The sequence below is a fragment of the Asanoa sp. NPDC049475 genome (assembly GCF_040676915.1).
Taxonomy (GTDB): Bacteria; Actinomycetota; Actinomycetes; order Mycobacteriales; family Micromonosporaceae; genus Asanoa.
This window is the reverse complement of the sequence record NZ_JBFAPY010000009.1, coordinates 71,880-97,657: the sequence shown is the minus strand read 5'-3', so window position 1 is coordinate 97,657 and position 25,778 is coordinate 71,880. Positions and strand designations below refer to the sequence as shown.

At 72.0% G+C, this 25,778-nt stretch carries 23 protein-coding genes; 13 read left to right on the top strand and 10 right to left on the bottom strand.

The window, feature by feature from the left end:
- Genes iolC through AB0J88_RS32465 form a run of 6 tightly spaced genes read left to right on the top strand, consistent with a single transcriptional unit; the run spans window position 1 to window position 5,144 of the window.
- Entirely contained in the window at window positions 1-945 is a 945-nt protein-coding gene (iolC, locus tag AB0J88_RS32490) for a 5-dehydro-2-deoxygluconokinase (RefSeq protein WP_364357272.1), read from the top strand.
- A complete protein-coding gene (locus AB0J88_RS32485) occupies window positions 938-1,813 on the top strand; it encodes an aldolase (protein ID WP_364357275.1) in 876 nt (291 codons plus the stop codon). Before iolC ends, AB0J88_RS32485 begins: the two co-directional genes overlap by 8 nt.
- A gap of 32 nt (window positions 1,814-1,845) precedes the next feature.
- The gene (iolB, locus tag AB0J88_RS32480; protein ID WP_364357278.1) at window positions 1,846-2,646 is read left to right on the top strand and encodes a 5-deoxy-glucuronate isomerase; all 801 of its coding nucleotides are present in this window, start codon (window positions 1,846-1,848) and stop codon (window positions 2,644-2,646) included.
- Window positions 2,643-4,484, top strand: a complete 1,842-nt coding sequence (gene iolD, locus AB0J88_RS32475) for a 3D-(3,5/4)-trihydroxycyclohexane-1,2-dione acylhydrolase (decyclizing) (protein ID WP_364357281.1) — start codon at window positions 2,643-2,645, stop codon at window positions 4,482-4,484. Before iolB ends, iolD begins: the two co-directional genes overlap by 4 nt.
- On the top strand, window positions 4,481-4,975 hold the full coding sequence (locus tag AB0J88_RS32470) for an aldehyde dehydrogenase family protein (protein WP_364738102.1): 495 nt from the start codon (window positions 4,481-4,483) through the stop codon (window positions 4,973-4,975). Before iolD ends, AB0J88_RS32470 begins: the two co-directional genes overlap by 4 nt.
- Entirely contained in the window at window positions 4,893-5,144 is a 252-nt protein-coding gene (locus AB0J88_RS32465) for an aldehyde dehydrogenase family protein (RefSeq protein WP_364357287.1), read from the top strand. The genes AB0J88_RS32470 and AB0J88_RS32465 overlap by 83 nt, the downstream gene beginning before the upstream one ends.
- Here AB0J88_RS32465 and AB0J88_RS32460 read toward each other — a convergent pair.
- Complete coding sequence (locus tag AB0J88_RS32460; RefSeq protein ID WP_364357290.1) at window positions 5,141-6,613, bottom strand: serine/threonine-protein kinase; 1,473 nt, start codon at window positions 6,611-6,613, stop codon at window positions 5,141-5,143. The genes AB0J88_RS32465 and AB0J88_RS32460 overlap by 4 nt on opposite strands.
- A 96-nt stretch (window positions 6,614-6,709) precedes the next feature.
- Here AB0J88_RS32460 and AB0J88_RS32455 point away from each other — a divergent pair, with 96 nt between their 5' ends.
- From AB0J88_RS32455 to AB0J88_RS32445, 3 genes are all read left to right on the top strand, one after another.
- Complete coding sequence (locus tag AB0J88_RS32455) at window positions 6,710-8,155, top strand: glycosyltransferase family 39 protein (RefSeq protein WP_364357293.1); 1,446 nt, start codon at window positions 6,710-6,712, stop codon at window positions 8,153-8,155.
- A gap of 90 nt (window positions 8,156-8,245) precedes the next feature.
- Window positions 8,246-8,983, top strand: a complete 738-nt coding sequence (locus tag AB0J88_RS32450) for a metallophosphoesterase (protein ID WP_364357296.1) — start codon at window positions 8,246-8,248, stop codon at window positions 8,981-8,983.
- Window positions 8,984-9,530: 547 nt separating this feature from the next.
- Window positions 9,531-10,307, top strand: coding sequence for a cupin domain-containing protein (locus AB0J88_RS32445; protein ID WP_364357299.1), 777 nt, complete (start codon window positions 9,531-9,533; stop codon window positions 10,305-10,307).
- A 3-nt stretch (window positions 10,308-10,310) separates the two neighbouring features.
- Here AB0J88_RS32445 and AB0J88_RS32440 read toward each other — a convergent pair whose 3' ends face one another.
- The 6 genes from AB0J88_RS32440 to AB0J88_RS32415 are packed head-to-tail and all read right to left on the bottom strand — an operon-like array spanning window position 10,311 to window position 15,841.
- On the bottom strand, window positions 10,311-11,054 hold the full coding sequence (locus AB0J88_RS32440; RefSeq protein ID WP_364357301.1) for an ABC transporter ATP-binding protein: 744 nt from the start codon (window positions 11,052-11,054) through the stop codon (window positions 10,311-10,313).
- The gene (locus AB0J88_RS32435) at window positions 11,051-11,839 is read right to left on the bottom strand and encodes an ABC transporter ATP-binding protein (protein WP_364357304.1); all 789 of its coding nucleotides are present in this window, start codon (window positions 11,837-11,839) and stop codon (window positions 11,051-11,053) included. Before AB0J88_RS32435 ends, AB0J88_RS32440 begins: the two co-directional genes overlap by 4 nt.
- The gene (locus AB0J88_RS32430; RefSeq protein ID WP_364357307.1) at window positions 11,836-12,648 is read right to left on the bottom strand and encodes an ABC transporter permease; all 813 of its coding nucleotides are present in this window, start codon (window positions 12,646-12,648) and stop codon (window positions 11,836-11,838) included. The genes AB0J88_RS32435 and AB0J88_RS32430 overlap by 4 nt, the downstream gene beginning before the upstream one ends.
- Window positions 12,645-13,601, bottom strand: a complete 957-nt coding sequence (locus tag AB0J88_RS32425) for an ABC transporter permease (protein WP_364357310.1) — start codon at window positions 13,599-13,601, stop codon at window positions 12,645-12,647. Before AB0J88_RS32425 ends, AB0J88_RS32430 begins: the two co-directional genes overlap by 4 nt.
- Complete coding sequence (locus AB0J88_RS32420) at window positions 13,598-15,112, bottom strand: ABC transporter substrate-binding protein (RefSeq protein WP_364357313.1); 1,515 nt, start codon at window positions 15,110-15,112, stop codon at window positions 13,598-13,600. Before AB0J88_RS32420 ends, AB0J88_RS32425 begins: the two co-directional genes overlap by 4 nt.
- A 36-nt stretch (window positions 15,113-15,148) precedes the next feature.
- Window positions 15,149-15,841 carry a DUF1684 domain-containing protein gene (locus AB0J88_RS32415; protein WP_364357316.1) on the bottom strand — a complete coding sequence of 231 codons (693 nt, stop codon included), beginning with the start codon at window positions 15,839-15,841 and terminating at the stop codon, window positions 15,149-15,151.
- Between the two features lie 136 nt (window positions 15,842-15,977).
- Here AB0J88_RS32415 and AB0J88_RS32410 point away from each other — a divergent pair, with 136 nt between their 5' ends.
- Entirely contained in the window at window positions 15,978-16,973 is a 996-nt protein-coding gene (locus AB0J88_RS32410) for a helix-turn-helix domain-containing protein (RefSeq protein WP_364357319.1), read from the top strand.
- Here AB0J88_RS32410 and AB0J88_RS32405 read toward each other — a convergent pair.
- A complete protein-coding gene (locus tag AB0J88_RS32405) occupies window positions 16,958-20,428 on the bottom strand; it encodes a S8 family serine peptidase (protein WP_364357322.1) in 3,471 nt (1,156 codons plus the stop codon). The genes AB0J88_RS32410 and AB0J88_RS32405 overlap by 16 nt on opposite strands.
- A 139-nt stretch (window positions 20,429-20,567) precedes the next feature.
- A complete protein-coding gene (locus AB0J88_RS32400) occupies window positions 20,568-21,671 on the bottom strand; it encodes an AI-2E family transporter (RefSeq protein ID WP_364357325.1) in 1,104 nt (367 codons plus the stop codon).
- A 180-nt stretch (window positions 21,672-21,851) separates the two neighbouring features.
- Here AB0J88_RS32400 and AB0J88_RS32395 point away from each other — a divergent pair, with 180 nt between their 5' ends.
- Entirely contained in the window at window positions 21,852-22,442 is a 591-nt protein-coding gene (locus AB0J88_RS32395; protein ID WP_364357328.1) for a hypothetical protein, read from the top strand.
- Between the two features lie 51 nt (window positions 22,443-22,493).
- On the opposite strand, the gene AB0J88_RS32390 is transcribed toward AB0J88_RS32395, so the two are convergent.
- Window positions 22,494-22,931 (bottom strand): DUF1801 domain-containing protein, encoded by a 438-nt coding sequence (locus tag AB0J88_RS32390; RefSeq protein ID WP_364357331.1) that lies wholly within the window; start codon window positions 22,929-22,931, stop codon window positions 22,494-22,496.
- Window positions 22,932-23,130: 199 nt separating this feature from the next.
- On the opposite strand from AB0J88_RS32390, the gene AB0J88_RS32385 reads away from it, so the two are divergent.
- Both AB0J88_RS32385 and AB0J88_RS32380 read left to right on the top strand, forming a co-directional pair.
- Window positions 23,131-25,233 carry a galactose oxidase early set domain-containing protein gene (locus AB0J88_RS32385; RefSeq protein ID WP_364357334.1) on the top strand — a complete coding sequence of 701 codons (2,103 nt, stop codon included), beginning with the start codon at window positions 23,131-23,133 and terminating at the stop codon, window positions 25,231-25,233.
- Window positions 25,230-25,769 carry a hypothetical protein gene (locus tag AB0J88_RS32380; protein WP_364357337.1) on the top strand — a complete coding sequence of 180 codons (540 nt, stop codon included), beginning with the start codon at window positions 25,230-25,232 and terminating at the stop codon, window positions 25,767-25,769. The genes AB0J88_RS32385 and AB0J88_RS32380 overlap by 4 nt, the downstream gene beginning before the upstream one ends.
- The last annotated feature ends 9 nt before the right edge of the window (window positions 25,770-25,778 follow it).

Sequence of the window (25,778 nt, the reverse complement as noted above, 5' to 3'; positions counted from 1 at the left end):
ATGACACCGTTTGATGTGGTCGCGGTGGGGCGCCTCGGCGTCGACCTCTACCCCGAGCAGGTCGGCGTGCCGCTCGGTGAGGTGCGGACCTTCGCCAAGTCGCTGGGCGGCACGGCTGCCAACGTCGCGGTCGCGGCCGCCCGGCACGGCCGGCGGGTCGCGCTCGTCAGCGGCACCGGCCAGGACCCGTTCGGTGACTACCTGCACGACGAGCTGCGCGGCTACGGCGTCGACGACCGCTGGGTCGCGACCGTCCCCGACCTGCCGACCCCGGTCACCTTCTGCGAGATCTTCCCGCCGGACCACTTCCCGATCTACTTCTACCGCTACCCGATCGCGCCCGACCTGCGGGTTTCTCCGGAGGACCTGGACCTCGAAGCCCTGCGCGCGGCCGGCGTGCTCTGGTTGACCGGCACCGGCCTGTCCGCGGAGCCGAGTCGCGCCGCACACCTGGCCGCGCTGCGCGCCCGCGACCGCGCGCCACTGACCATCCTGGACCTCGACTACCGCGCCCAGTTCTGGCCGGACGAACAGAGCGCCGGCGCCGCGTACCGCGAAGCCCTGCCGTTGGTGACGGTCGCTGTCGGCAACCAGGAGGAGTGCGCGGTGGCCACCGGCGAACGCGAGCCGGAGCGGGCCGCCGCGGCCCTGCGCGACATGGGAGTCGAGCTCGCCGTCGTCAAGCTCGGCGGCGACGGCGTGCTCGCGGTCAGCGCGACCGAGGCGGTCCGGGTGCCGCCGGTGCGCGTCGAGGTGGTCAACGGGCTCGGCGCCGGCGACGCGTTCGGCGGGGCGCTCTGCCACGGCCTGCTGGCCGGCTGGGAGCTGGCCCGGGTGCTCGCGTTCGCCAACGCCGCCGGTGCGCTGGTCGCCGGCCGGCTCGCGTGCGCACCCGACATGCCGACGTCGGCCGAGGTGGAGGAACTGGTGACGACCGATGCGTGAGGAAGCGTTGCGGGAGCTGGTGCGGACCCGCGCGGAGGAGCCGGAACGGCTGGCGGCCACCGCCGCGGCCCGGCGCCGACGGCCGCTGCTGGGCGAGCGGGGCCGGCTGATGCTGATCGCCGCCGACCACCCGGCGCGTGGCAACCTCGCGGTCGGCAAGCGCGGCATGGCGATGGCCGACCGGATCGACCTGCTCGACCGCCTCCAGGTGGCGCTGTCCCGCCCCGGCGTCGACGGCGTGCTGGCCACCCCGGACTTGGTCGAGGACCTGCTGCTGCTCGACGGGCTCGACGGCAAGGTGGTCATCGGCTCGATGAACCGCGGCGGGATTCCCGGCACCGCGTTCGAGATCGACGACCGGTTCACCGCGTACGACGCCGACGCGCTCGCCTCGGCCCACCTCGACGGCGGCAAGATGCTGCTGCGCATCGACCCGACCGACCGGGCGAGTGCCGACGTGCTGCACGGGTGCGCCGAGGCGGTCAGCGCGCTCGCCGCGCACCGGCTGATGGCGATGGTCGAGCCCTTCTGGGTGCGCCGCGACGACGCCGGCAAGGCCGTCAACGACCTGTCGCCCGACGCGGTGATCAAGTCGATCGCGGTCGCGCAGGCGCTCGGGCGCACGTCCGCGTACACCTGGCTCAAGCTCCCGGTCGTCGCGGACATGGAACGCGTCCTCGCCGCCAGCACGCTGCCGGCGCTGCTGCTCGGCGGCGATCCCGGCGAGGCGCCGGACGAGACCTTCGCCGCCTGGCAGAAGACGTTGCGGCTGCCGACCGTACGCGGGCTGGTGGTCGGCAGGACCCTGCTCTACCCGCCGGACGACGACGTGGCGGCCGCGGTGGACACGGCGGTGAGCCTGCTGTGAGCGAGGACTGGCACCGACCACAGTGCACAGAGGTGACGCCCGACGGCGACGGCTGGCAGCACACGGGTCTGCGGATCGTCACGCTCGTGCCCGGTGAGTCGACGACCTGGCACACCGGCGACCGCGAGATGGTCGTCGTGCCGCTGGCGGGCGGCGCCGAGGTGAGCTGTGCGGGTGTCGACCTGACGCTGCACGGCCGGCCCGATGTCTTCACGGCGGCCACCGACCTCTGCTACCTGCCTCCGGCCAGCGCGGCGACGATGCGCAGCGCGGCCGGTGGCCGGTTCGCGGTCGCGTCCGCCTCCGCCGAGCCGGGACTGCCTGTCCGTTACCGGCCGGCCGTCGACGTGCCGGTCGAGGTGCGCGGCGCCGGCGTCTCCACCAGGCAGGTCAACAACCTGGCCGACGCGGCCTCGTTCGAGTGCCGGAAGCTGATCGTGGTCGAGGTGCTCACGCCCGGCGGCAACTGGTCGAGCTATCCGCCGCACAAGCACGACGAGCACCGGTCCGACGAGACCGAGCTCGAGGAGATCTACTACTTCGAGGTGGCCCGCGGCGGCGCCGGCTACCAGCGGGTCTACGGCAGCGCGCCGGAGCGCCCGATCGACGTGCTGGCCGAGGTGCGCACCGGCGACATCGTGCTGGTGCCGCACGGCTGGCACGGCCCGTCGATGGCGGCGCCCGGCTACGACCTGTACTACCTCAACGTGATGGCCGGGCCGGGCGACCGGGCCTGGCGGTTCCGCGACGACCCCGCGCACGCCTGGATCCGCGACACCTGGGCGGACCAGCCGACCGACCCGCGCGTTCCGTTCTACGGGAGGCCAGCATGACGACGCGACTCACGGTGGCACAGGCCCTGGTCCGGTTCCTGACCGTGCAGGAGACCGAGCGCGACGGCGCACGCCGCCGGTTCTTCGCCGGCACCTTCGGCATCTTCGGCCACGGCAACCTGGCCGGGATGGGCCAGGCGTTGCGCGAGTACGCCGATACGATGCCGTACCACCTGGCCCGCAACGAGCAGGCGATGGTGCACTCGGCGGCGGCGTACGCCCGGATGACCAACCGGCTGGCCACCTACGCCTGCACGACGTCCATCGGCCCGGGCGCGACCAACATGGTCACCGGTGCCGCCGGGGCGACCATCAACCGGCTGCCCGTGCTGTTGCTGCCCGGCGACACATTCGCGACCCGGGTCGCTGACCCGGTGCTGCAACAGCTCGAGGCGCCGTACGCCGGTGACGTGTCGGTCAACGACTGCCTGCGTCCCGTGTCACGTTACTTCGACCGGGTCAACCGGCCCGAGCAGCTAGCCCCGGCCGCGTTGCGGGCGATGCGGGTGCTGACCGACCCGGTGGAGACCGGCGCCGTCACCCTGGCCTTGCCGCAGGACGTGCAGGCCGAGGCGTACGACTGGCCCGACGAGCTCTTCGCGCCGCGGGTGTGGCACGTGGCCCGCCCGGTGCCCGAGCCGGCCGCCCTCGACCGCGCGGTGGAGGCGATCCGGTCGGCGCGCCGGCCGCTGATCGTGGCGGGCGGCGGTGTCATCTACTCGGAGGCCACCGAGGCGCTCGCGGCGTTCGCCGAGCGGACGGGCGTGCCCGTCGGCGAGACCCAGGCCGGCAAGGGCGCGCTGCACCACGACCACCCGTCGGCGGTCGGTGCGATCGGCGCCACCGGCACGACCGCGGCCAACCAGCTCGCCGCCGATGCCGACCTCGTGATCGGCGTCGGCACGCGCTATTCGGACTTCACCACCGCCTCGCGCACCTTGTTCGCCGACCCAGGCGTGCGTTTCGTCAACGTCAACGTCGCCTCGTTCGACGCGGCCAAGCACAGCGGACTGTCGATTGTGGCCGATGCGCAGGCCGGGCTGGCGGCGCTGGACGAGGCGTTGGCCGACTGGCAGGTCGACGACGGCTATCTCGTGCGGGCGGCCCAGCTGACCGCGGCCTGGAACGAGACCGTCGACCGCGCGTACGCCCTCGACCACCGGCCACTGCCCGCCCAGAGCGCGGTGATCGGCGCGGTCAACGATGCCGCCGGCGACCGCGGCGTGGTGGTCTGCGCCGCCGGTTCGATGCCCGGCGACCTGCACAAGCTGTGGCGGCCCCGGGATCCGAAGCAGTACCACGTCGAGTACGGCTACTCCTGCATGGGCTACGAGATCGCCGGCGGTCTCGGGGTCAAGCTGGCCGCTCCCGACCGGGACGTGTTCGTGCTGGTCGGCGACGGCTCGTACCTGATGATGTCGAGCGAGCTGGCGACCGCGGTCGCCGAGGGCGTGAAGCTGATCGTCGTGCTGGTGGTCAACCACGGGTTCGCCTCGATCGGCGCGCTGTCCGAGACGGTCGGCGTCAACCGCTTCGGCACCTGGTACCGGGACCGCGACGGCGCGAACCTGCCGACCGACCTGGCCGCGAACGCCGCGAGCCTGGGAGCGCACACCATCGCCGTGGCCGACCTCGACGGGTTGCGGGCTGCGCTGGCGACGGCGCGGGCGTCCGACCGCACGACCGTCATCCAGATCGAGACGGACCCGCTGGTCTCCGCGCCGGACTCGGAGGCGTGGTGGGACGTGCCGGTCGCCGAGGTGGCGCGCACGTCCGGCACCGACGCGGCTCGGGCCGCGTACGAGAAGGCCAAGCAGGCCCAGCGTGACTACCTGTGAGAGGCGATCCTGTGATCGAGCACGTCATCGGCGGCACCCGCCGCACGTCGCAGCGGACCCTGCCGGTGTACGACCCGGCGACCGGTGTCGAGACCGCGCGCGTGGCGGCGGCGGACGCGGCCGACGTCTCCGACGCGGTCGCGGCGGCCGGCAAGGCGTTCGTGGAGTGGAGCGAGGTCTCGCTGGCCCGGCGCGGCGCGGTCATGTTCGCCATGCGCGACCTGGTCGACCGGCACGCCGACGAGCTCGCCCGGCTCGTCACCGCCGAGCACGGCAAGACGCTCGACGACGCGCGCGGCGAGGTGACCCGCGGCCGCGAGGTGATCGACTACGCCTGCGGCGTCCCGTCGCTGCTGAAGGGCGCGTACACCGACCAGGCCTCCACCGGGGTCGACGCGTGGAGCCGCTGTGGATGCATCCGCTGGCCATCCCGACCGGCAACACGTTCGTGCTCAAGCCGAGCGAGCGGGACCCGTCGGTGTCGTCGCTGATCGCCTCGTCGGGCCGTGCCTGTTCGACTACGTCGGCACCGACATGTCGGTCTGCACGGAGGAGGTATTCGGGCCGGTGCTGGTGGTCCTGCGGGTGTCCACCGGTCACGTCGCGCTGGCCGGGGCCGGCGGTCGAGGCCGCGCCGTCGATGCACTTCCCGACCGCTAGCTGACACCCCGGTAGCTGCTCAGGACGAGCCGGAACGCGGCCTCGTCGCGCGGCCAGTCGGCGTCGTCGGTGAACCACGAGAGGGCGTACGCCCGTCCGGGCTCGGTGGTGACGGTGACGCGCCGCGCGTGTCGGCCGGACCAGGTGAACTCCCAGTCGGCACCGCCCTCGGCGGCGCGGACCGGACCGATCCGGAGCCGGGTGTAGCCGGCCAGCGCGGCCACGTCCGGCTCTGCCGCGCGCCAGAGGTCGGCGGGGTCCGCGGTGGCGGTGACGGACGGGTCGACGGCCAGGGTCCTGGTGCCGCCCGGGTCCCGGAAGCAGACCGCCGCGCCTGCCCGGAAGCGGGTCCAGCTCGCGGGCACGGCCACCGTGAAGCCCGTCCCGTCGGTGTGCCAGCGCCAACCGGCTGGCAGGGCGAAAGCGCCGGGGCCGCCGTCGGAAGCGGTGGCACTCGGTTGCGGGCCGGTGTTCAGGCAGGCGTGGACCGTCGGTGGGCTGGGCGGTGGTTTGTCGGCCGGCAACGCGACCGCGGCCGCCGTGCCGACCGAGGCCAGCGTGAGCGCCGCCGCCCCGGCGAGCACGACCCGCCAGCGATGCCGGCGCGCCAGCCCGCCGTTGCCGTCGGCGACCGCTTCGCGCAGTCTCCGGGCCAGTCCTCCGCACGCCGGTTCGCCGTCCGCGACCGCTTCGAGCAGCCGCCGGGTCTCGACAGCGTTCGGCCGGCGGCCCGGGTCGCGATCCAACAGGCGCAGGATCACCGGGGAGAGCGAGCCGGCCCGGTGCGGCGGGTCGGGTGGGCCGGCGGCGAGCGCGGTCAAGGTGGCGAGCACGCTCGGCCGGTGGTAGGGCGCCGCGCCTTCGACCAACGCGTAAAGCGTGGCGCCCAGCGACCACAGGTCGCACTCCACGGTGGACGCGCCGGTGCGGGCGAACTCCGGCGCCACGAAGTCCGGCGAGCCGAGCACCTGGCGCGGGATGGTCACCCCGCCCTCGGCGGCGACGGCGAGCCCGAAGTCGGTCAGCACGACGCGGCCGTCGTCGGCGAGCAGGATGTTCTGCGGCTTAACGTCGCGGTGCAGGATGCCGGCCCGGTGCGCGGCCTCCAGAGCGGAAAGGATCTCCAGCCCGAGCCGCGCGGTCTCGTCGGGGTCGAACGGTCCGCGCTCGGCGACGACTTCGTGGAGGGACCGGCCCGGCACGTACTCCATGACGATCCAGGATCTGTCGGTCTGGAGCACGTCGAGGATCGCGACCACGTTGGGGTGCCGCAGCCGTGACGCCGCCCGGGCCTCACGCAGGGTCTGCTGCCAGCGGTCGGCGCCCAACCACGGCTGCGCGAGCACCTCCTTGACCGCGACGGCTCGCCCGAGGACGGGGTCGTGCGCGCGCCAGACCCGACCCATGCCGCCGGTGCCGATGACCTCGTCGAGGACATAACGGCCGGCGAGCACGGATTCGGCGGTCACATCAGTGCTTCGAGACCGCTGGCGCGGAGGATTGGCCAATCGCGAAGATTCTTTCGGGGGACACCACCGCGGCTGGCCGACCGATAGCGTCGACGCGTGGACGAACCGGGGGAACGGCCCGCACTGTCCTGGGGTCCGGTAGGTGCGGTGGCCGTGCTGCTGGGTGTCCTGGTCGCGGCCAACAGCAACAGCTACGGCTACCACCGCGACGAGCTCTACTTCCGCCTGCTGGGCGAGCATCCGGCCTGGGGCTACGTCGACCAGCCGCCGCTGACGCCGCTGCTCGCGCGGGCGACGACCGAGCTCTTCGGCGACCACCTGTGGGCGTTGCGGATCCCGGGGTCGCTCGCGATCGTGGTGACGGCGATCCTGAGCGCGCTGCTGGCCCGCGAGCTCGGCGGCCGCGCCGGCGCGCAGGTGCTGGCGGCACTCGGCGCGGCCGGCGCGTACCCCCTTGTCTTCGGTCATGTCCTGCTCACCGCGACCGTCGACCTGGTGGTCGTGGCGGCGGTGCTGCTGTTCGTGGTGCGCGCCCTGCGCGGCGATCCCCGCTGGTGGCTGGCGGCGGGGCTGGGCGTGGGCGTCGGGCTCTACAACAAGCATCTGGTGCTGCTGACGTTGGTCGCGATCGGCCTGTCACTGGTCGCGGTCGGTCCGCGCCGGGTGCTCGGGTCGCGCTGGCTCTGGGCGGGCGTCGCGGTCGCGGTGGTGGTCGGCACGCCCAACGTGATCTACCAGATCACCCACGGTTGGCCGCAGCTCGAGATGGCCGCCGCGATCCGTGAGGACAAGGGCGCCGAGTCGCGCGCCCTGTTCGCGCCCTTGCAGCTCGTCCTGCTCGGTGTCTTCTTCGTGCCGGTGTGGGTGGCGGGCCTCGTGCGGCTGTGGCGCACGCCGGGTCTGCGCGCGCTGGCCCTGGCGTACCCGGTGCTCTGCGTGCTGGTCCTGGTGACCGGCGGGCAGCCCTATTACCCGCTGGGCCTCGTGCTGGCACTGTTCGCGGCGGGTTGCCCGTCGGCGGTGCGGTGGCCCCGTTGGCTGCTCGGGGTCGGGGTGCCGCTCAACCTGGCGGTGTCTTCGGTGGTCGCGCTGGCGTTGCTGCCGGTGTCGGTGCTGGCGAAGACTCCGATCGCCGACCTCAACCAGGGCACGAGCGACCAGATCGGCTGGCCCGTGTACGTGGACCAGATCGCGTCGGTGTACGACTCGCTGCCGCCCGCGGACCAGTCGCGCGCCGTGATCCTGACGGCGAACTACGGGGAGGCGGGAGCGCTTGACCGTTACGGCGCCGGTCTGCCCGCTGTCTACAGTGGACACAACGAGCTGTGGTACCGGGGTCGTCCGCCCGAGGACGCGACCGTGGTGGTCGCGGTGGGCTTCGGCGACGGGCTCGGCGCGCTGTTCGGCTCGTGCCAGGTGGCCCGAGACCTCGACAACGGCGTGGACATCCCGAACGAGGAGCAGGACAACGACGTACGCGTCTGCCGGGACCCGGTCAGCCCGTGGCAGGTCCTGTGGCCCCGCCTCCAGCACTACTCCTGACATCCTAGGACGCTTTAGGGAGTGTGCGGCCGGCCACCGTGAGCGGATTGGCCCTCCACGCGCGGCGGCCCGGTGCCCTAGCGTGAGGCGATGATCATTGCGCAGCTCAGCGACCTGCACGTCGACAGTGGCGAGCGCAGCCGGCGCCGGGTCGAGCGGGTCGTGCGGGAGTTGGCGGGGCTGCGGCCGGCACCCGACGTCGTGCTGGTCACGGGGGACATCGCCGACCACGGGGCGGAGGCCGAGTACGAGGTCGTCCGTGAGCTCGTCGACCTCGCGGTGCCGGTGCTGTACTGCCCCGGCAACCATGACGTCCGGGCGGCGTACACGAAGGTCCTGCTCGATGAGCCGGCGGGTGATGGCCCGGTCAACCGTGCCCACCGCGTGGGCGGGGCGCTGTTCGCGATGTGCGACTCCAGCATTCCCGGCCGGCACGACGGAGTGCTCGAAGAGTCGACGCTGGACTGGCTCGACGCCGAGCTCGCGGCGGCTGCCGACCTGCCGGCGTTCGTGTGCTTCCACCACCCACCGGTCGTGCTGGGGTCGCCGTTCGCCGACCAGTGGCGCCAGTTCGCCACGGACCGTTTGGCCGAGGTCGTCACCGCACACCCGAACGTGGTGGCGTTGCTCTGCGGCCACGCCCACACGCCAGCCGCGTCGCTGTTCGCGGGCCGCCCGCTCCTGGTCGCCCCGGGCGTGGTCTCGACCTTCCGGCTGCCGTTCGAGCCCACAGCGACGATCGACGAGGACCTACCGTCGATGCTGGCCTACCACCTGCTCACCGACGACGGCCGCCTGACCACCCACTACCGGGTTGTCTCGACCTAGACGAGTAAGTCCTAACTACCGCCAATGGGTGGGCGGGGGGTGTCGGTGGTCCGGTTGAGGCAATAGAGATCACCATGCGTTTGGCCTGGCTGAGGGTCGGTGACTGGCTCGGAGCGCCGTGGCGGGTTGGTCCGTCGGTCTACGGGTGTGTCGGGACGGGGCTGGTTGTTGGTGGCGCGGGCCGTGATCGGGTGTGGCTGGTCTGGTCTCGGATGGGGCTGGGTCGTGATCGGGTGTGGCTGGTCTGGTTATGGGACGGCGTGTCGACCAGATCTGGCGCACACGATCAACGTTTCGGTCCCGGATCTTCCAGATAGCTCACACCCGATCACGGCCCAGCGCTTAAGGGCCACGGCCCACGGGCCACGGCCACGACTGACGGGGCACTACGGCCCACGGCCCACGGGCCACGGCAGGCCTGCAAGGCGGGCCGTTAGGACTTGTTCGTCTGGGGTGCGCAGTGGACCAGTATGACCGCTATCTGCTCGACAGCCATGCGCTCCGCGCTATCGGGACGGCGCTGGAGGGTGCATCCTCCAATGAACCCGTGAGGCTTCCGAGCGACCTCGCGGCCGCGAGTCTGGCCGCGTGGCACCGCGACGAGGTGGAGGCGACCGCCTTCCCGGAGTCGTCGCGACAGTCGTTACTGCGTGATCATGCTGCGACGCTCGCGCTGATCGGACGTGCCGTCGAGGAGAGCGGCCGCCCCACCGAGGACGGCGTCACCGTCCAGCTGCACCCCGACCTTTTTCGCGCGGCCTGCGGGGCGGCGGCTCGCGGCTACTCTACGATGGATGGTCTGGAGGTCCGCTCAGAACTGGGAGGTCCCGTGGAGACGGATCCGCCGCCGTTGACGGTGGTGCGGCCCGGTGAGGGGCAGGTCGGTCAGCTCGGCTCGATCGGTGTGCAGTTCAAGCTCTGGGGCCACGACACCGGCGGGGCCTTGTCCATTGTCGAGCATCCGTTCCCGGTCGGCGCGTCGGTGCCGCCGCACCTGCACACCCGGGAGGACGAGTATTCGATCGTCACCGAAGGTGAGATCGGATTCCGGTCGGGGGACCGTGAGGTCGTGCTCGGCGCCGGCGGTTACATCACCAAACCGCGGGGTGAGCTCCACGCGATGTGGAACGCCGGATCCACGCCGGCGCGGATGATCGAGATCATCAGCCCGGCCGGCTTCGAGCACTTCTTCCGCGAGGTCGCCGAGGCGATCGCCGCGGGATCCCTCGGGGCCGAGGCGGGCGCCGACCTGGCCGAACGGTACGGCCTGCGGTTCGGCGAACCGGACTGGCTGCCGGGGGTCGTCGAGCGCTACGGGCTCTAAGGCTCATCCTGGCAGGCGCGGGATGCTCCCGATCAGCCGCTGGGTGTACGCGTTCCGCGGGCTGCCGAGCACCGCACCCGTCGCGCCCTGCTCCACTACCCGGCCGCGTTCCAGGACCACCGTCTCGTCGCAGAGGCTGGCCACCGCGGCCAGGTCGTGGGAGACCAGCACCAGAGTGAGGCCTCGGGTGGCGCGTAGCTCGGCCAGCAGGTCGATGATCCGCACCTTGGTGGTCACGTCCAGCGCGCTGACCGGCTCGTCGGCCAGCAGCACCGTCGGCTCGACCGCGATGGCGCGGGCGATCGCGATGCGTTGCCGCTGGCCGCCGGAAAACTCGTGCGGGTAGCGGTCCGCTGCGTCGACCGGCAGCCCGACCGCGTCCAACGCCGCGGCGACGCGCCGCCCGTGGTCTTCGAAGCCCAGCGCCCGCAACGGTTCCGCGACGATCCGGGAGACCTTCTGGCGCGGGTCCAACGAGGAGTACGGGTCCTGGAACACCGTCTGCACGTGCCGCCGGAACTCGCGGGCGGCGCGGTGGCCGGTCGGCAACGGCGCGTCCTGGAACAGCACCGCCCCCGACGTCGGCCGGCGCAGGCCGAGCAGCAGCCGCAGCAGCGTCGTCTTCCCAGCCGCCGACTCGCCGACGAGGGCGACGCTGCGGCCCGGTGTCACGCCGAACGAGACTCCCTCGAGCACGGGCGCACCGGACGGATACCGGAAGCCGACGTCGCGGGCCTCGAGAATCACAACGCACCTCCGAGCGCGTCGTCCAACCGACGCGCGCTGGCCACCAGGGCCGCCGTGTAGGCGTCGCCGGGGTCGGCCAGGACCGCACGCAGCGGGCCGGTCCGCACCGCGCGCCCGGCCGACATGACCACCACCTCGTCGGTGACCTTGCCGACGACGGCGAGGTCGTGGCTGACGAACAGCAGTGCCATGTCGTGCGCCGTGACCAGCCGGTCGAGCAGGGCCAGCACCTCGGCCTGCACGGTGACGTCCAGCGCCGTGGTCGGCTCGTCGGCGATCAACAGCTTGGGGCGGCAGGCGAGGGCCATCGCGATCGCCGCGCGCTGACGCTGGCCACCCGAGACCTCGTGGGGATATGCGCGGGCCACCCGCGCGGGCAGCGCCACCTCCTCCAGCGCGGAGACGACGGCCGCGCGCAACGCGGCGCCGCGCAGGCCCTGGTGCCGGCGCAAGGGCTCCGCGACCTGGTGACCCAGTCGCATCAACGGGTCCAGCGCCGTCGACGGCTCCTGGAACACCACCGCGGCGACCCGGCCGCGCAGGCGGTTCAACGCGCGGTCGGAGGCGCCGATCACCGGCACCCCGTCGAGCACTACCGTGCCTGACGCGCGCAGTCCCGGCGGCAGCAGGCCGGTCACCGCCAGCGCGGTCAGCGACTTGCCCGAGCCGGACTCGCCGATCAGCCCGAGGCGGTGCCCCGACGAGACCGAGAACGAGAGACCGTCGACCAGCACGGCGCCGGAAGCCGTCGACACCGTCAGGTCGGAGACCGTCAGCAGGCTCACCGGTGCCCCCTCCGGGTCGGGTCGGCGACGTCGCGCAGGCCGTCGGCGAGCAGGTTGACGCCGACGACGAGCACGACCAGCAGGACGCCGGGTGCGATGGCTCCGGTCGGCGCGGTCAGGACCGTCGACTGCGCCTCCTGGAGCAGCCGGCCCCAGGACGCGTTCGGCGGCGGCGGCCCCAGACCGAGGTAGGAGAGGCTGGCTTCCGCGAGCACCGCGAGGCCGAACTGGAGGGCCAGGTTCACGGCGAGCGTTGGCCAGATGTTGGGCAGCACGTGCGCGGTGACGATCCGGGGCCAGCCGACCCCCGAGGTGCGGGCCGCCGTCACGTAGTCCATCGCCAGCACCCGTTTGACCAGCACCCGGGTGAGCCGCGCGACGATCGCCGACATGGCCAGGCCGATCGCGACGATCGCGGAGCCGAGCGACGCGCCACGGGCGGCCACCACGAGCATCGCCAGCAGCAGGGTCGGGAACGCGATGAGGATGTCCAGCAGCGCGGCGAGCGTGTCGTCGACCCAGCGGTTGGCGAAGCCCGCGAGCAGCCCGGCGACACCGCCGACGACCGCGCCCAGGGCGACCGCGCCGAGGCCGACCGCCACCGCGATCCGGGCGCCGATCATCAGCCGGGTGAGCAGGTCGCGGCCGAGCTTGTCGGTGCCGAGCAGGTGGTGCGCGCCCGGGCCTTCGAGCCGGCCGCCGGTGGTGTCCGCGGCCGGGAACGGCGTCCAGAACAGCGACACCAGCGCGACGGCGAGGACCAGCCCGACCAGCACGATGCCGGCGATCAGGAAGACGCGGCGCCTCATCGGGAGAACCCCCCACGCAGCCGAGGGTCGATGAGCCGCTGGGCGACGTCGGCGAGGAAGCCGACGACCAGCACCGCGAACGTGCTGACGAACAGCACGCCCTGGATCACCGGGTAGTCGTGCTGGGCGATCCCGCGCACCAGCATGCTGCCGAGTCCGGGCAGCGCGAACACGCTCTCGATGACGACCGCGCCGAGGAACGTGGTGGCGAGCTCGATGCCGAGGACCGACACCACCGGCACGGACGCGTTGCGCACGCCGTGCCGCCACATCGCGCCGGCGAACGACGAGCCGAGCGCGCGGGCCGTTCGCAGGTGGTCGCTGCCGAGCACGTCGAGGGTGGCCGACCGGACGTACCGGATCAGTGATGCCGCCATGACGAGAGCGACGGTCGCGACAGGAAGCACCAGTGCCTGAAAGGCGTCGGGGAACGACGCCCACCCGTCGGGCGGGAAGCCGCCGGCCGGCAGCACCCGCAGGTGCAGCGCGAAGACCCAGACGAGCAGCAGACCGAGCCAGAACGCGGGTACGGCGATGCCGAGCTGCGACCCGAGCCCGACGAGCGCGCCGTACCACGTGTGGGCGCGGTGCGCGGCCAGGAACCCGACCGGCACCGCGACGACCACGGCGAGCACGAACGCGGCCAGCGTCAGCGGCACCGTCACCGACAGGCGGCTGACGATCTCCGGGCCGACGGGCAGCGAGCTGACGAACGAGTCTCCGAAGTGGAGCGTCGCCAGTTGGCTGAGCCAGTGCCCGAACTGCGCGGGCAGCGGCCGGTCGGTGCCGATCTGGTGCCGGGCGGCGGCGACCTGGTCGGGCGTGGCACCGACCGACAGCAGGGCGTTGGCCGGATCGCCCGGCAACAGCCTCAGCAGCAGGAACAGCACCACGCTCGCGAGCAGGAGGGTGCCGACCAGCAGCGCCGCCCGGCGCACCAGATAGCGGGTCATCCCTTGGTGATGCCGTACGCGTAGAACTGGGAGTTGAGGCCGTTGACCGGGTAGCCGGACAGCTTCGTCGACGCGACCACGATCTGCGGGTAGAGGTACAGCCAGTCAGTGGCCGCGTCGGCCGCGATCTGCTGGTCGGCCTTCTTCAGCAGCTCGGTCTGCTCGGCCTCCGAGCCCGCCTGCTCGGCCTGCTTGATCCATGCGGTGACCTGCGGGTTGTCGTAGCCCCAGTAGAAGCTCGGGTCGCCGTACCAGACGACGTCCCGGTCGTTGACGTGCTCCTGCAGCGTCGCCGTGAAGTCGTGGTTCTGGTAGACCTTCGTGTACCACTGGTCCGGGGTGATCACGTTGATGTTGACCGTGATGCCGACCTTGGCCAGCTCCGACTTGACGAACGCCGCGACCGTCGGGTGCGGGTCGTAGTTCGGGGTGTCCAAGGTGAAGGTGAAGCCGCCCGGGTGTCCGGCCTCGGTGAGCAGCGCCTTCGCGGCGTTCACGTCATAGGCGTTGACCCCGGTCAGGTCCGTGTGCCACGGGTCCGTCGGCGGCACCATCGAGCCGATCAGCTCGCCGTGGTCACCCCAGATCGACTGCAGCAGCTTCTTGTCGTCGATCGCCGAGCTGACGGCCTTGCGCACCTTGACGTCGTTGAACGGCGCGACCCGGTCGTTGAACGCCAGCAGCAGCTTGGTGGTCGAGTGTCCGTCGTTCACCTTGTACGCCGGGTTGTCGGTGAACTGTGCCAGCGCGTCGGGGTTCTGCTCGCTGGTGACCACGTCGACGGCGTTGGTCAGCAGCGCGTTGTCGAGGGCGCTGCCGTCGGTGAAGTAGTGGAACACCACGCCGCCGTTGGTGGCCGGCGTGCCCCAGTAGGAAGGGTTCTTCTTGAGCGTCAGCGAGGAGCCGCGCTTCCAACCGTCCAACGTGTACGGACCGGTGCCGTCCTCCTTGGCGGAGAGGTTGCCGGCCTGGTCGTTGACGATCCACACGTAGCTGAGGTTGTAGACGAACGAGATCGAGCGGGTCGCCAGTGTGACGGTGACCGTCTTCGGGTCCGGCGTCGCGATCGACTTGATCTCCGGGAAGCTGCTCTTGCGCGCCGACTTCGAGTCCTTCGCGAGCACCTTCTCGATGCTGTACTTCACGTCGGCGGACGTGAGGGCCTTGCCCGAGTGGAACTTCACGCCGTCGCGCAGTGTGAAGGTGTAGGTCAGGCCGTCGGCGCTGACCGTGTGCGCGGTGGCCAGCAGGGGCTCCACCTTGCCGTCGTCGGTGAGCCGGAACAGTCCTTCGTAGACGTTCCCGTTGAACGCCTCGGTGACGCCCTGGCCGCCGCCGGCGGTGTTGTCGAGGTTCTGCGGTTCGTAGAGCGAGCCGACCTGGACGACGGCGTTCGCGTCCGGGGCTGCCGCGCCCGCGGACGAGCCGCCGCCGCTGGTCGAGCCGCACGCGGCCAGGGCCACGGCCGTCGCGACAGCGGCGCCGAGCAGCGCGATTCGTTGCTTCTTCACGTGTGTGTCTCCGGCATTCGAAAAGAGGGGGGTGGTTCAGTGCACCTGGAAGCCGCCGCGGAAGAGGGGCTGCTTCTCACCGGCCAGGACGGCCCTGCGGAAGCGGTTCTGCCGCGGCGGCATCGGACAGTTGTATTGCCCGGAGAACCCGCACGGCGGCACGAAGGCGCGGTTGAAGTCGAGCACGACCCGGTCGTCGCCGGGCTCGCGGGACACGATCAGGAAGCGTCCCGACTCGTACGTGGTGAGGCCGTTGGTCTCGTCCCCGAAGACCAGCAGCAGCGTCCCCTCGTCGTCGAACGCGTCGAAGGCGTAGTCGACCCCGTCGAGGGTGAACAGGATGTCGCCCGGCACGGCGAGGTCCCGGGTCAGTCCGTTGTCGCGCAGGTGCTCGAAAGCCACGAGGCGGGGCGGGTCGTGGGGCACGAACCGCGCCTCGATCACCCAGTCGGGGTCGAACGGGTAGGCGTCGATGGTCTCGAAGTGACGGATGGCCGGTGAGTCCGCGTCGAACCGGCGCACTCCGTGGAAGACCAGGCCGGTACGCAGGTCGCGGCGCTCGATCGGCACGCTGCCCGGGTGGTCCTCGACCGCGGCGCCCCAGATCGTCTCGACGAGGGCGAGGTTGCCGTCCGGGCCGGCCACTCGCTTGACCCGGGCGGCATGCCAGGCGGGCCAGCCGGCGCGGGCACGGTCGAGCACCGCGGCGGGAGCGGGGGTCGTGGGCACGGTCGGTCTACCTTCGCGGGGTCGGGACAACAACTCGACTTAACCTACTTCCATGGTGGGTTAATCCAGCCAGTGCTGTTGATCACAGAGCCGCCGGACTTCGCATGATCAACAGGTCGTTCGTACAGTGGCGCGCATGGATGAGCTGCTCTCGGCGGCCGAGCAGGACGCGTACCGGCTGCTGGTCCGGATCGGCGCGGCCGACGCGGGAAGCCTGGCGGAGTCCGCGGCGCTGCCGGCGGCGGAGGCGGAGGCGTTGCTCGCGGCCCTGCACGCGAAGGGGCTGGTGAGCGCCGGCCCGGTGTTCCGGCCGTTGGCGCCCGACGTGGCGCTCGGCGACGCGTTGCTGCGCCGCCAGGAGGTGCTCGACGACGCCCGCCGGACGATCGCCGCCCTCAGCGAGGACTTCCGCCGCCACAGCCGCCGCCGCGACGCCGACCGCCTGGTCGAGGTGATCGTGGGCCGAGACGCGCTGCGCGGCCGGCTGCGGGAGATGCAGGAGGGCGCCCGCAAGGAGATCCTCTGGTTCTGCCGCGCCAACCCACTCGCGATGCCAGGGCCGGAGAACACCGAGGAGGACACGGCGCTGGCGCGCGGGGTCCGCTACCGGGCGATCTACGAGCGGGCGCTGCTGGAGATCCCGGGCGAGCTGCCGAGCATCCTCGAGTCGATGACGGCGGGCGAGGAGGCGCGCAGCCTGCCGACCCTGCCGGTGCGTCTGGCGATCGCGGACGGCGAGCTCGCGATCTGCCCGCTGGTGCCGGACGAGGCCCGCGACCTGGGCGAGCCGACGGCCGCGCTGATCCGGTCGAGCGAGCTCCTGGACGCGCTGGTCGCGCTCTTCGAGAGCTTCTGGGAGCGGGCCACGCCCCTGCGGGCGGACGGCCGCCCGGCGGAGGACCTCGGCGAGGCCGACGTGCTCCTGCTGTCGCTGGTGGTGTCCGGCCTGCCGGACAAGTCGATCGCGACGCACCTCGGCGTGAGCAAGCGTACGGTGCAGCGCCGCCTCGAACGCCTGATGGCCCTGGCCGGCGTCGACACCCGCACCGGCCTGGCCTTCCAGGCGGCCCGCCGGGACTGGCTCACAGCCCCGGCGGACCGGTTGGACCGGTTCGGTCAGTCCCGCGGGTAGGCGCGGACGACCGTCTGGTCGAGCGTGTTGCCGGCGCGGTCGGTGGCCCGGACCCGCAGCGAGACCGCGCTGTGGCCCCGCGGAACCGAGGCCACACCGTCGCGGACCGTCGTCGGGCGCCAGGTGGTGCCGTCGTCGGTCGAGACGTCCACGCGCAGCGTGCGGAGCTTGGCGTTGAAGTCCAGCGCCACCCCGTCCCGGCGCACGTCGTAGTCCACGCTCAGCAGCGGCAGGTCGCCCGCCGCACCCGAGCGGAACGTCCACGACGTGTCGGTGCGGGTCGCCACGGTCCAGTCGTCGCCGCCGTGGGCCGTGGTGACCTTCAGGCGGTAGGCCGACGAACCCGGCGTCGTGACCACGTCTTGCCAGCCGTCCGGAAGCTCGGCCAGCACCGCGCCGTCGCGCCACAGCGTGGCAGCCACCTCGGTGCCGCCCAGGTGGGCGTAGTGGCCCTCCCGGTCGACCAGCGCCGGCACCCGCAGGCGCAGCACGTCACCCGCGCGGGTAGAGCCCAGGTCGGCCGGCCGCACGACCGGTGCGCCCCAGCTCTCCCTGGCGGTGCCGGCCTTGACCGTGTGCGGGGCGTCGCGGAAGCCGCTTTCCAGCGGACCCCAGCCCCACGGGTAGCCGTCGGAGACGTAGTGCTGCCACAGCGAGTCGCCGGCGGACACCCACTCCTCACGGACCGACGGGGTGCGGGCGTCGCGGGACGTGTCGTTCCACGCGTACTCCTGCCAGGGGCGCCAGCCGAAGCGCTGCTCGCGTACCCAGTCGAAGCCGCCGTTGTCCGCGTAGTCGGTGGTGATCCGCCGGCTGTTGGCCGCCGTCACCTGGTGCACGACCTGGTCCGGGATGCGGCCGGGGGAGACCTGGACGACGTCGTAGAGGTACGGGCTCGACGTGGTGAGCGTCAGCGACAGGGAGGCCTTGCCGGTCAGGCGGGCCGCGGTGGGCTGGTCGAGCGCGAGCGACACGATCGGCAGGCGGTCGCCCTCAGGGCTCCACGAGGTCCACGTGGAGAAGTCCGGCGGGCGGACGACCAGCGCGACCGCCGCACCGGCTCGGGCCGCCGCGTCGATCTTGGTCAGCTCGTCCTCCTGGTCGACCGGGATCAGCACCGCCTTGCCGCGCACGTCGCGATCGCCGGGCCGGGCCAGGGGGAAGCGCCGGGTCCCGTCGTACGCGGGGGAGTTGCCCATCAGATGCAGCTCCACCGGGCCCTTGACCCCCGGCACACTGGCTACCGCCATCGGCGCCACGAGCTGCCAGCGCGACGAGAACTCGAAGCTGCCCGCCCGGACCGGCTTGGTCGGCACGACGTTGACCTGCTCGACGTTGCTGAAGTGCATGACGCCGTGGGCGATGGAGCGGCCCGTGCCGGTGACGCGGTGCACGTAGTAGGACAGCACCGCCTGCTGCTCGGCCGGCTTGGGCGTCTCGATCCGGATCGGCCGGGCCTTGCGGGCGTCGACGACGACCTCGACGTCGCGGTCGACCGTGAGCTCCGGGATGGTCATCAGCGTGGCCTGCTCGTCGTTGCGGGCACCGTCTTCCAGCACACCCTGCAGGATGTACGTGCCTTCCCGGACCTCGAAGGTGGCGCCGCCCTCGGACGCCCAGGCGAGCACGTCGTTGCGGGCGTCGTCGCCGAACAGCGTCAGCACCGGCAGCGCGGCGGGCGCACCCGTGCGGTCCAGCGCCCGGACGGTGACGTGGTGCACCGGCCCGTCCTTGATCGCGCCGACGGCCGTGGTGACCTTGACGGCGGTCGCGGTCGCGGTGATCCAGCCGCTGAGCGTGCCGAGCGGCAGCGTGCCGAAGTCGACGGTCGCGTCGACGGTCGCGGTCCCGCGCGCGGGCACGGTCACGGTGGCGGCGCTCAGCTTCACGGCGGCCGGGCCGGTCAGCACCAGCGTCACGGGGGAGTCGCCGCTGTTGCTGTAGGTCAGCGTCCGGGTGCCCGTGGTCGGCGTGCCGCCCACGGTGTGCAGGCCGAAGTCGGCGACGCCGGTGCCGGTGACCGCCTGGGCGGTGGCCCGGGCGACGTCGACGCGGCCGGCGCCCTGTGCGTACACCGGCAGGTCCGGGGCGGTCTGTGCGGTGCTGACCAGCGCGTTCTTGATCGCCGTGCCGGTCCAGTCCGGGTGCTCCTGCGCCAGGATCGCGGCGGCGCCGGCCACGTGCGGCGTGGCCATCGAGGTGCCGGACGCCGCCGTGTAGTTCGCGTCGACCGGGCCGCCCATCGTGGTGCCGGCCGCGCGGGCCGCGACGATGTCGACGCCCGGCGCGGTGAGCTCCGGCTTGACGCCCTGGTCGCCGAGGCGGGGGCCGCGGCTGGAGAAGCTGGCGAGCCGGTCGTCGCGGTCGACGGCGCCGACGGTCAGCGCGCTGCGGGCCGCGCCCGGGGAGCCGACGCTGGAGGCGCTGCCGGCGTTGCCGGCCGCGATCACGAACAGGGCGCCGCTGCGCTCGCTGAGCTCGTCGACCGCCAGGCTCATCGGGTCGAGGCCGTCGGTCGGATCGCCGCCGAGGCTCATGCTGACCACCTTGGCGCCGCTGTCGACGGCCCACTGCATGCCCGCGATGATCTGCGACTCGGAGCCGCTGCCGGTGTCGCCGAGCACCTTGCCGACCAGCAGGTGGGCGCCGTACGCGATGCCCTTGCGGCGGCCGTCGGACGCGGCGCCCGTGCCGGCGATGGTCGAGGCGACGTGGGTGCCGTGCCCGTGGTGGTCGACGGCGTCGGCGCTGTCGCTGAAGTTGCGCGCCTCGATCACCTGGCCGGCCAGGTCGGGGTGGGTGGCGTCGACGCCGGTGTCCAGCACCGCGACCTTGACGCCGCGCCCGTCGAGCCCGCGCTGCCACGCCGCCGGAGCGCCGATCTGCGCGGCGCTGCGGTCCAGGCTGGCGTGGACCTTGCCGTCGAGGTAGATCGTCGTGGCGCCGGTAGTGCGCGCAGCCGGGCCGGTCTGCGCCCGCCAGAAGTCCGCCAGGCTGTCTTTGGCCGGCGCGATCGCGCGCGCGTCGATGCTGGGCAGGCTCGCGCTGGTGCGCTGGCCGGCGGTGCCACCGCGCACGATGAGCGGCAGGGTCGTGGAGGCGGCGTCGCCGAAGCCGTCGGCGACCAGCTTCTCCACGTCGAACAGGTCGACGTCGAGCCGGCCGGCCTCGATGAGCGGCACGGCGTCGCTGGGCAGGACCCGCAGCCCACCGTCGACCTCCAGGGTGTGGAACGTGACCCGCTCGCGGCCGGGCGCGGGCGTCACGCTGGCCGCCTGGCGGCCTCCGGCGGCCTGGACCAGCGAGACGGTGTCGCCGGTGACGAGGGTGATCTGGACGCCCTGGCCCGCGGGAGCGGGGGTGGCCGGGCTCCCGGGTGCGGGACCGTTGGCCAGCGCGGCTCCGGGCAGGGCCGCCACGCCGGCGATGACGCCGGCGAGCAGACGACTGAACATGGGGGACTCCTTCGCGCGGTGGTTCGCTGCACGCATCCTGGAGTCCGGATATTCATGTTCGTGTTACCGAAGCCTGCCGCAGTGCGGACATGGCGCGATGTGGACACCGCGAGCCATGTCGATGACGTGGCGCGCCCGGCTACTTCTGCCAGGGGTTCTGGGGACGCCGGCGGCCGACCATCCAGCGCCGCTTGCCCGTCGGCTCCTGGCCGGCCCGCCAGGTCGCCTCCCCGCGCAGGCTGCCGCTGCCCGCCAGGAAGATGTCGGCCCAGCGCGTGCCCGGTGACGCGTCGACCAGCAGCGCCCGGGCCAGCAGGGTGAGCGGGACGGCGAGGATGGCGCCGACGCCGCCCAGGATGAACGTCCAGAAGATCAGGGACAGGAACGTCACCGTGACCGAGAGGTTGACGCTGTCACCGACGATCTTCGGCTGGACGATCGACTGGAGCACGAAGTTGATCACGCTGTAGACCACGATCACCGCGATCATCAGCCCGAAGCCGCCTTCGAGCAGGCCGAGCACCGCCGGTGGGGCCAGGCCGATGACGAAGCCGATGTTGGGGATGTAGTTGGTGACGAAGGCGATCACGGCCCACAGCGTGGCCAGCGGAATGCCGAGGATCCACAGGGCGATCCCGTCGAAGACCGCGACGATCAGGCCGAACACGGTGGACACCACGAGGTAGCGGCGGGTGCCGTGGACGAACTGGCGCAGCGCCCTGGTCAGCGAGGGGCGGAACAGGTCGGCCCGCGCCATCCGGCTGGGGTAGCCGCCGGTCTCGACCGCCATGAACAGCAGCAGCGTCACCAGGAACACGATGTTGGTCAGCAGGTTGATCACCACGCCGGCTGCGGTCTGGGCGATGTTGGCCAGCGTGCTCGGGTCGATCCGCGTGACCAGCTGCTCCGCGTCGTTGGCCTCGACGCCAAGGTCCTGCAGCCACCGCTGCACGTCGTCGACGATCTCGCTGACCCGGTCCGAATAGCGCGGGGCGAGCGACGCGAGCTGGATGCCGGCCGCGACCAGCGACGCCACGCCGGCGGCCAGGATCCCGTACAACACGATGATCAACACCGTGGTCGCCAGCCACCCGGGTATCCAGCGGGTCAGCGCGGACCGGATCGGGCTGAGCGTGACCACCAGGATGAGCGCGAGCAGGATCGGGCCGAGCAGCCCGCCGGCGGCGCGCATGCCGGCGATCACCACCACCAGCGCGGCGGTGGCGAACACGGCGCGGGTCACGCCGTTGGTGCTACGCCGGTCCTCCCCACCCTTCCGCACGTCTCATCTCATCACGTACCGCCATTTTCGGGTACAAATCACGTTGACTCCTGATAAAGGACATGAAGATCGTTCCTACATGGTTACCTGACAGTGGGTCGCGCCCCGTTCATGAGCTTCGACGGCAGTTGGGGTGATCTTGTGAAGTTATCCGTACTTGCCCGGTTCGGTGGCGCCGCGATCGCGGTTGCCATTCTCGGGCTCGGAGCCGCACCGGCCCGGGCCGACACCACCGTCAACATCGATCCCGCTGACACCGGCAAGACCGCAGCGGCGTTCCCCGTCCACAGGTGCGACCCGAACCTCGGCGGCGGCCCGTTCCCGGGCGAGGACGTCTGGGTCTTCGCGGCGCCGAAGGGCGCCGGCGAGTTCCGCACGCTGACGATCGAGTTCGCGACGGAGGGCGGTCCGCAGACCGAGACCATCACCGCCGAGCCGGCGAACGACCGCGCGATCGTCGGTGACCGGGCCTGGATCCGGACCTCGGCGGGCCTGTCGCCCTCCGGCGAGCTCGTCAACCCGTTCTCGATCGTCAGCGCCACCGCGGTGGTCACCGGCGCCGACGGCACCTTCGACCTGGCCCAGACCTGCCCGGCCACCGGCGGCATGCTGCCGGTGACGGGACCCGCGGTCGGCGGCCTGTCCTTGCCGCAGCTCGCCGGCGTCGGCGGCGCGCTGACGGTCGCCGGGCTCGGCCTGGTCGCCCTGCGTCGGCGGCGGCGCGTGGCCTGACCCGAACAACCGAACACCCTCGGCGGCGACGCCGGGGGTGTTCGGTGTGTCTCAGCCGCGGTGCGCGCGGACCGTGCCCTCGACGAGCTCCCGCAGCGCGCCCTCGTCGACGTCGGCCAGCCGCTTGAGGTAGAGGCAGCCCTTGCCTGTCTCGTGCGGCCCGAGCGCGGCCAACGTCTCCGGATAACGGGCTTCGTAGCCGGCCTCCAGGTAGACGACCAGCCGCGTCTTGCGTGGCGCGAAGCCGACCAGCGGCGCGTCGCCTTCCCGCCCGCTCTCGTAGCGGTAGTGGTAGCTGCCGAATCCCACGATGCCCCCGCCCCACAAGGCCGGCGGCTCGCCGGTGACCTCGGCCATCAGCGCGGCCAACGCCCGCGCGTCGGCCTGACGCCGCTCGTCCGCGACCGCCGCGAGGAACGGCTCGACAGCCGTGTCCACCGGGCGCATCACGGGAGCCGTCCGGTCCGCGTCCGCCGAGGAAGTCACCATGCCGACGATTGTGGACCACGCCGCCGGCACTCCTGGTCAACGGCTCGTTACCGGCGCGTACGTGGATATGGGCAGATCCGGAGAAAGTCTTGCCTGGTAAGGGATCTATTCGGACAGTTGCGGGCAAAGCAATATTGGCCGGGATGGCGATGACCGGTAGCCTGCGGAACGGCCCAGACGTGGATCGACGGGAGATGCCGTGCACAACACGGAAGCCGTGCCGATGTTCAGCCCGGAACTCCGACGGGGACTCGGCCGACTCCTCGCGCTCACGCTCTTGCTGACGGCGGGGGTGTTCATCGCCTCGCCGGCGCAGGCCGCCGCCAACCTCGTGCAGAACCCGGGGGTCGAGCAGATCGGCGCCGACGGCTTCCCCACGTGCTGGGAGAGGTCGGGCCAGGGCGACAACACGTACACGCTGGCCAGCACGGCCGAAGGGCGCACCGGCAAGGGCCTGCGGGTCGCGGTCACGCGGCTCAACGACGGTGACCGCAAGGCGATGATGACCGAGAGCGCCCAGTGCGCGCCGCGGGTCACCGCCGGCAAGCAGTACGACCTCTCGGTCTGGTACAAGTCGACCACCGCGGCCAACGCGATGACGCTGTTCAGGCACGACAAGACGGCCGGCTGGCAGTACTGGATGGACCCGGCCACGCTGCCCGCGACCAACGCCTGGACCCAGAAGACCGTGCGGACGCCGCCGGTGCCGGCCAACACCGACCAGGTCACCTGGGGTGTGTCCGTCTACGGCATCGGCACGCTCACCACCGACGACTACTCGATGACCGAGGTGAGCACCGCGATCGGCTCGCCGACCGCGTGCACCGACGCGAACAACTGCATCAAGGGCAAGTGGCAGGTGATGCCGTACGAGTCGACCGTGCGCGGCATCCACTCGGTGGTGCTGCACAACGGCAAGGTGCTGCTCGTCGCGGGCTCCGGCAACGACCCCAACGCGTTCGCCGCCGGCACGTTCAAGACCGCCGTGTACGACCCGGCCAACGGCAGCTTCACCAACGTCGCGACGCCGGTCGACCTGTTCTGCTCGGGTCACGTGCAGCTCGCCGACGGCCGCGTGCTGGTCATGGGCGGCAACAAGGACTACCCGAGCGCCGACGGCACCGTGGGCTACAAGGGCCTGAAGAACTCGTACCTGTTCGACCCGGCCACGAACAAGTACACGCGGACCAACGACATGCTCGCCGGCCACTGGTACCCGTCGGCGACCATGCTCGGCAACGGCGACATCATCTCGCTCGGCGGCCTCGGCGAGGACTCGACGGGCACCACGACCACCGACTACTACAGTGCCGCGCAGCAGAAGTGGCTGCCGATGGACCAGGTCAAGCAGACCTGGGCGTGGTGGGGGCTCTACCCGTCGATGGTGCTGATGCAGGACGGCCGGCTGTTCTACACCGGCAGCCACACGTTCGGCAACGGCCTGCCGGGCACCGGCGCCTCGATCTACAACTACGGCGCCAACACCATCACCGACGTGCCCGGCCTGCAGAACAAGGACGAGCGCGACCAGTCGATGAGCGTCATGCTGCCGCCGGCGCAGGCGCAGCGGGTGCTCACGGTCGGCGGCGGCAACGGTGACACCGGCGCGACCGCCGGCCGGCTGACCGACATCATCGACCTCAAGGCGGCCAACCCGCGCTACACCGCCGGCCCGCTGATCCCGCAGGGCAAGCTGACCGGTGGCGTTCCGCAGACCGGTGCCCAGGGCAAGATGTACGTCTCGCTGGTGCTGCTGCCCGACGGCACGGTCTTCGAGACCGGCGGCGCCCTGCACAACCGGGCCGACCCGGTGTTCGAGGCGTCGATCTTCGACCCGGCGACCAACACGTTCAAGTCCGGCATGGCCACCGACCCGGTGCCGCGCACGTACCACTCGTCGGCGTTCCTGCTGCCCGACGGCCGGGTGATGGCGGTCGGTGACAACCCCGGCAACGGCTCGTTCGACACCCGCATCTCGATCTACTCGCCGCCGTACCTGTTCAAGGGCGCCCGGCCGCAGATCAAGACCGTGACCAACACCAACTGGGCGTACGGCAGCACGCAGCGGATCACCACCAACGGGGCCATCACGCGTGCCTCGCTGATCCGCCCCGCGGCGGTGACGCACTCGTCCGACCCGAACCAGCGGTTCGTCGAGCTTCCGCTGACCGTCAAGGCCAACAACGCGATCGACCTGAACGTCACCAACAACCCCAACGTCGCCCCGCCCGGCTGGTACATGCTCTTCGTGCACAACGCCAAGGGGATCCCCTCGGTCGCCAAGTGGGTCAAGCTCGGATGAGCCGTTGGTTCACGGCCGCCGCCGGATGGGTACGGGGCCGCAGCCGCCGCGAGCAGCTGGGTCTCGCGGCGGTGCCGGTGGTGCTCGTGCTCGTCCTGGTCGGAGTGCTGGTCTCCGGTGGTGGCGGCGGCGCGGGGCAGTGGCTCGCCGGCTCGCCCTCCACGACGCCGGCCGACGAGCCGGCCGACCTCGGCGACACCGGGTCCGAGCCCGTTGCCAGCGACCCCGGGCCGACCGGCCCGACGGGTGCGCCGCCACCGCTCATCCACAACTTCGCCGACCAGCCCGACGCCAAGCCGAACGCCGCGCAGCCCTCGCCGACCGGCGGTGTGCGGATCGCCGAGGGCACGGACGGCTGCGACCACGCGTACGGCGACCGCGACGTTTGCGTGCCGTGGACGTTTCCGGCCGACGTGACGGACAAATGCGGATGGCTCGAGGACCGTGGCTACGAGTCGCTGCAGATTCCGGGCAAGCGGGACCGGCACGGCCTGGACCGCAACGGCGACGGCACCGCCTGTGGCGCGGGGGACTGACGCGGTGAC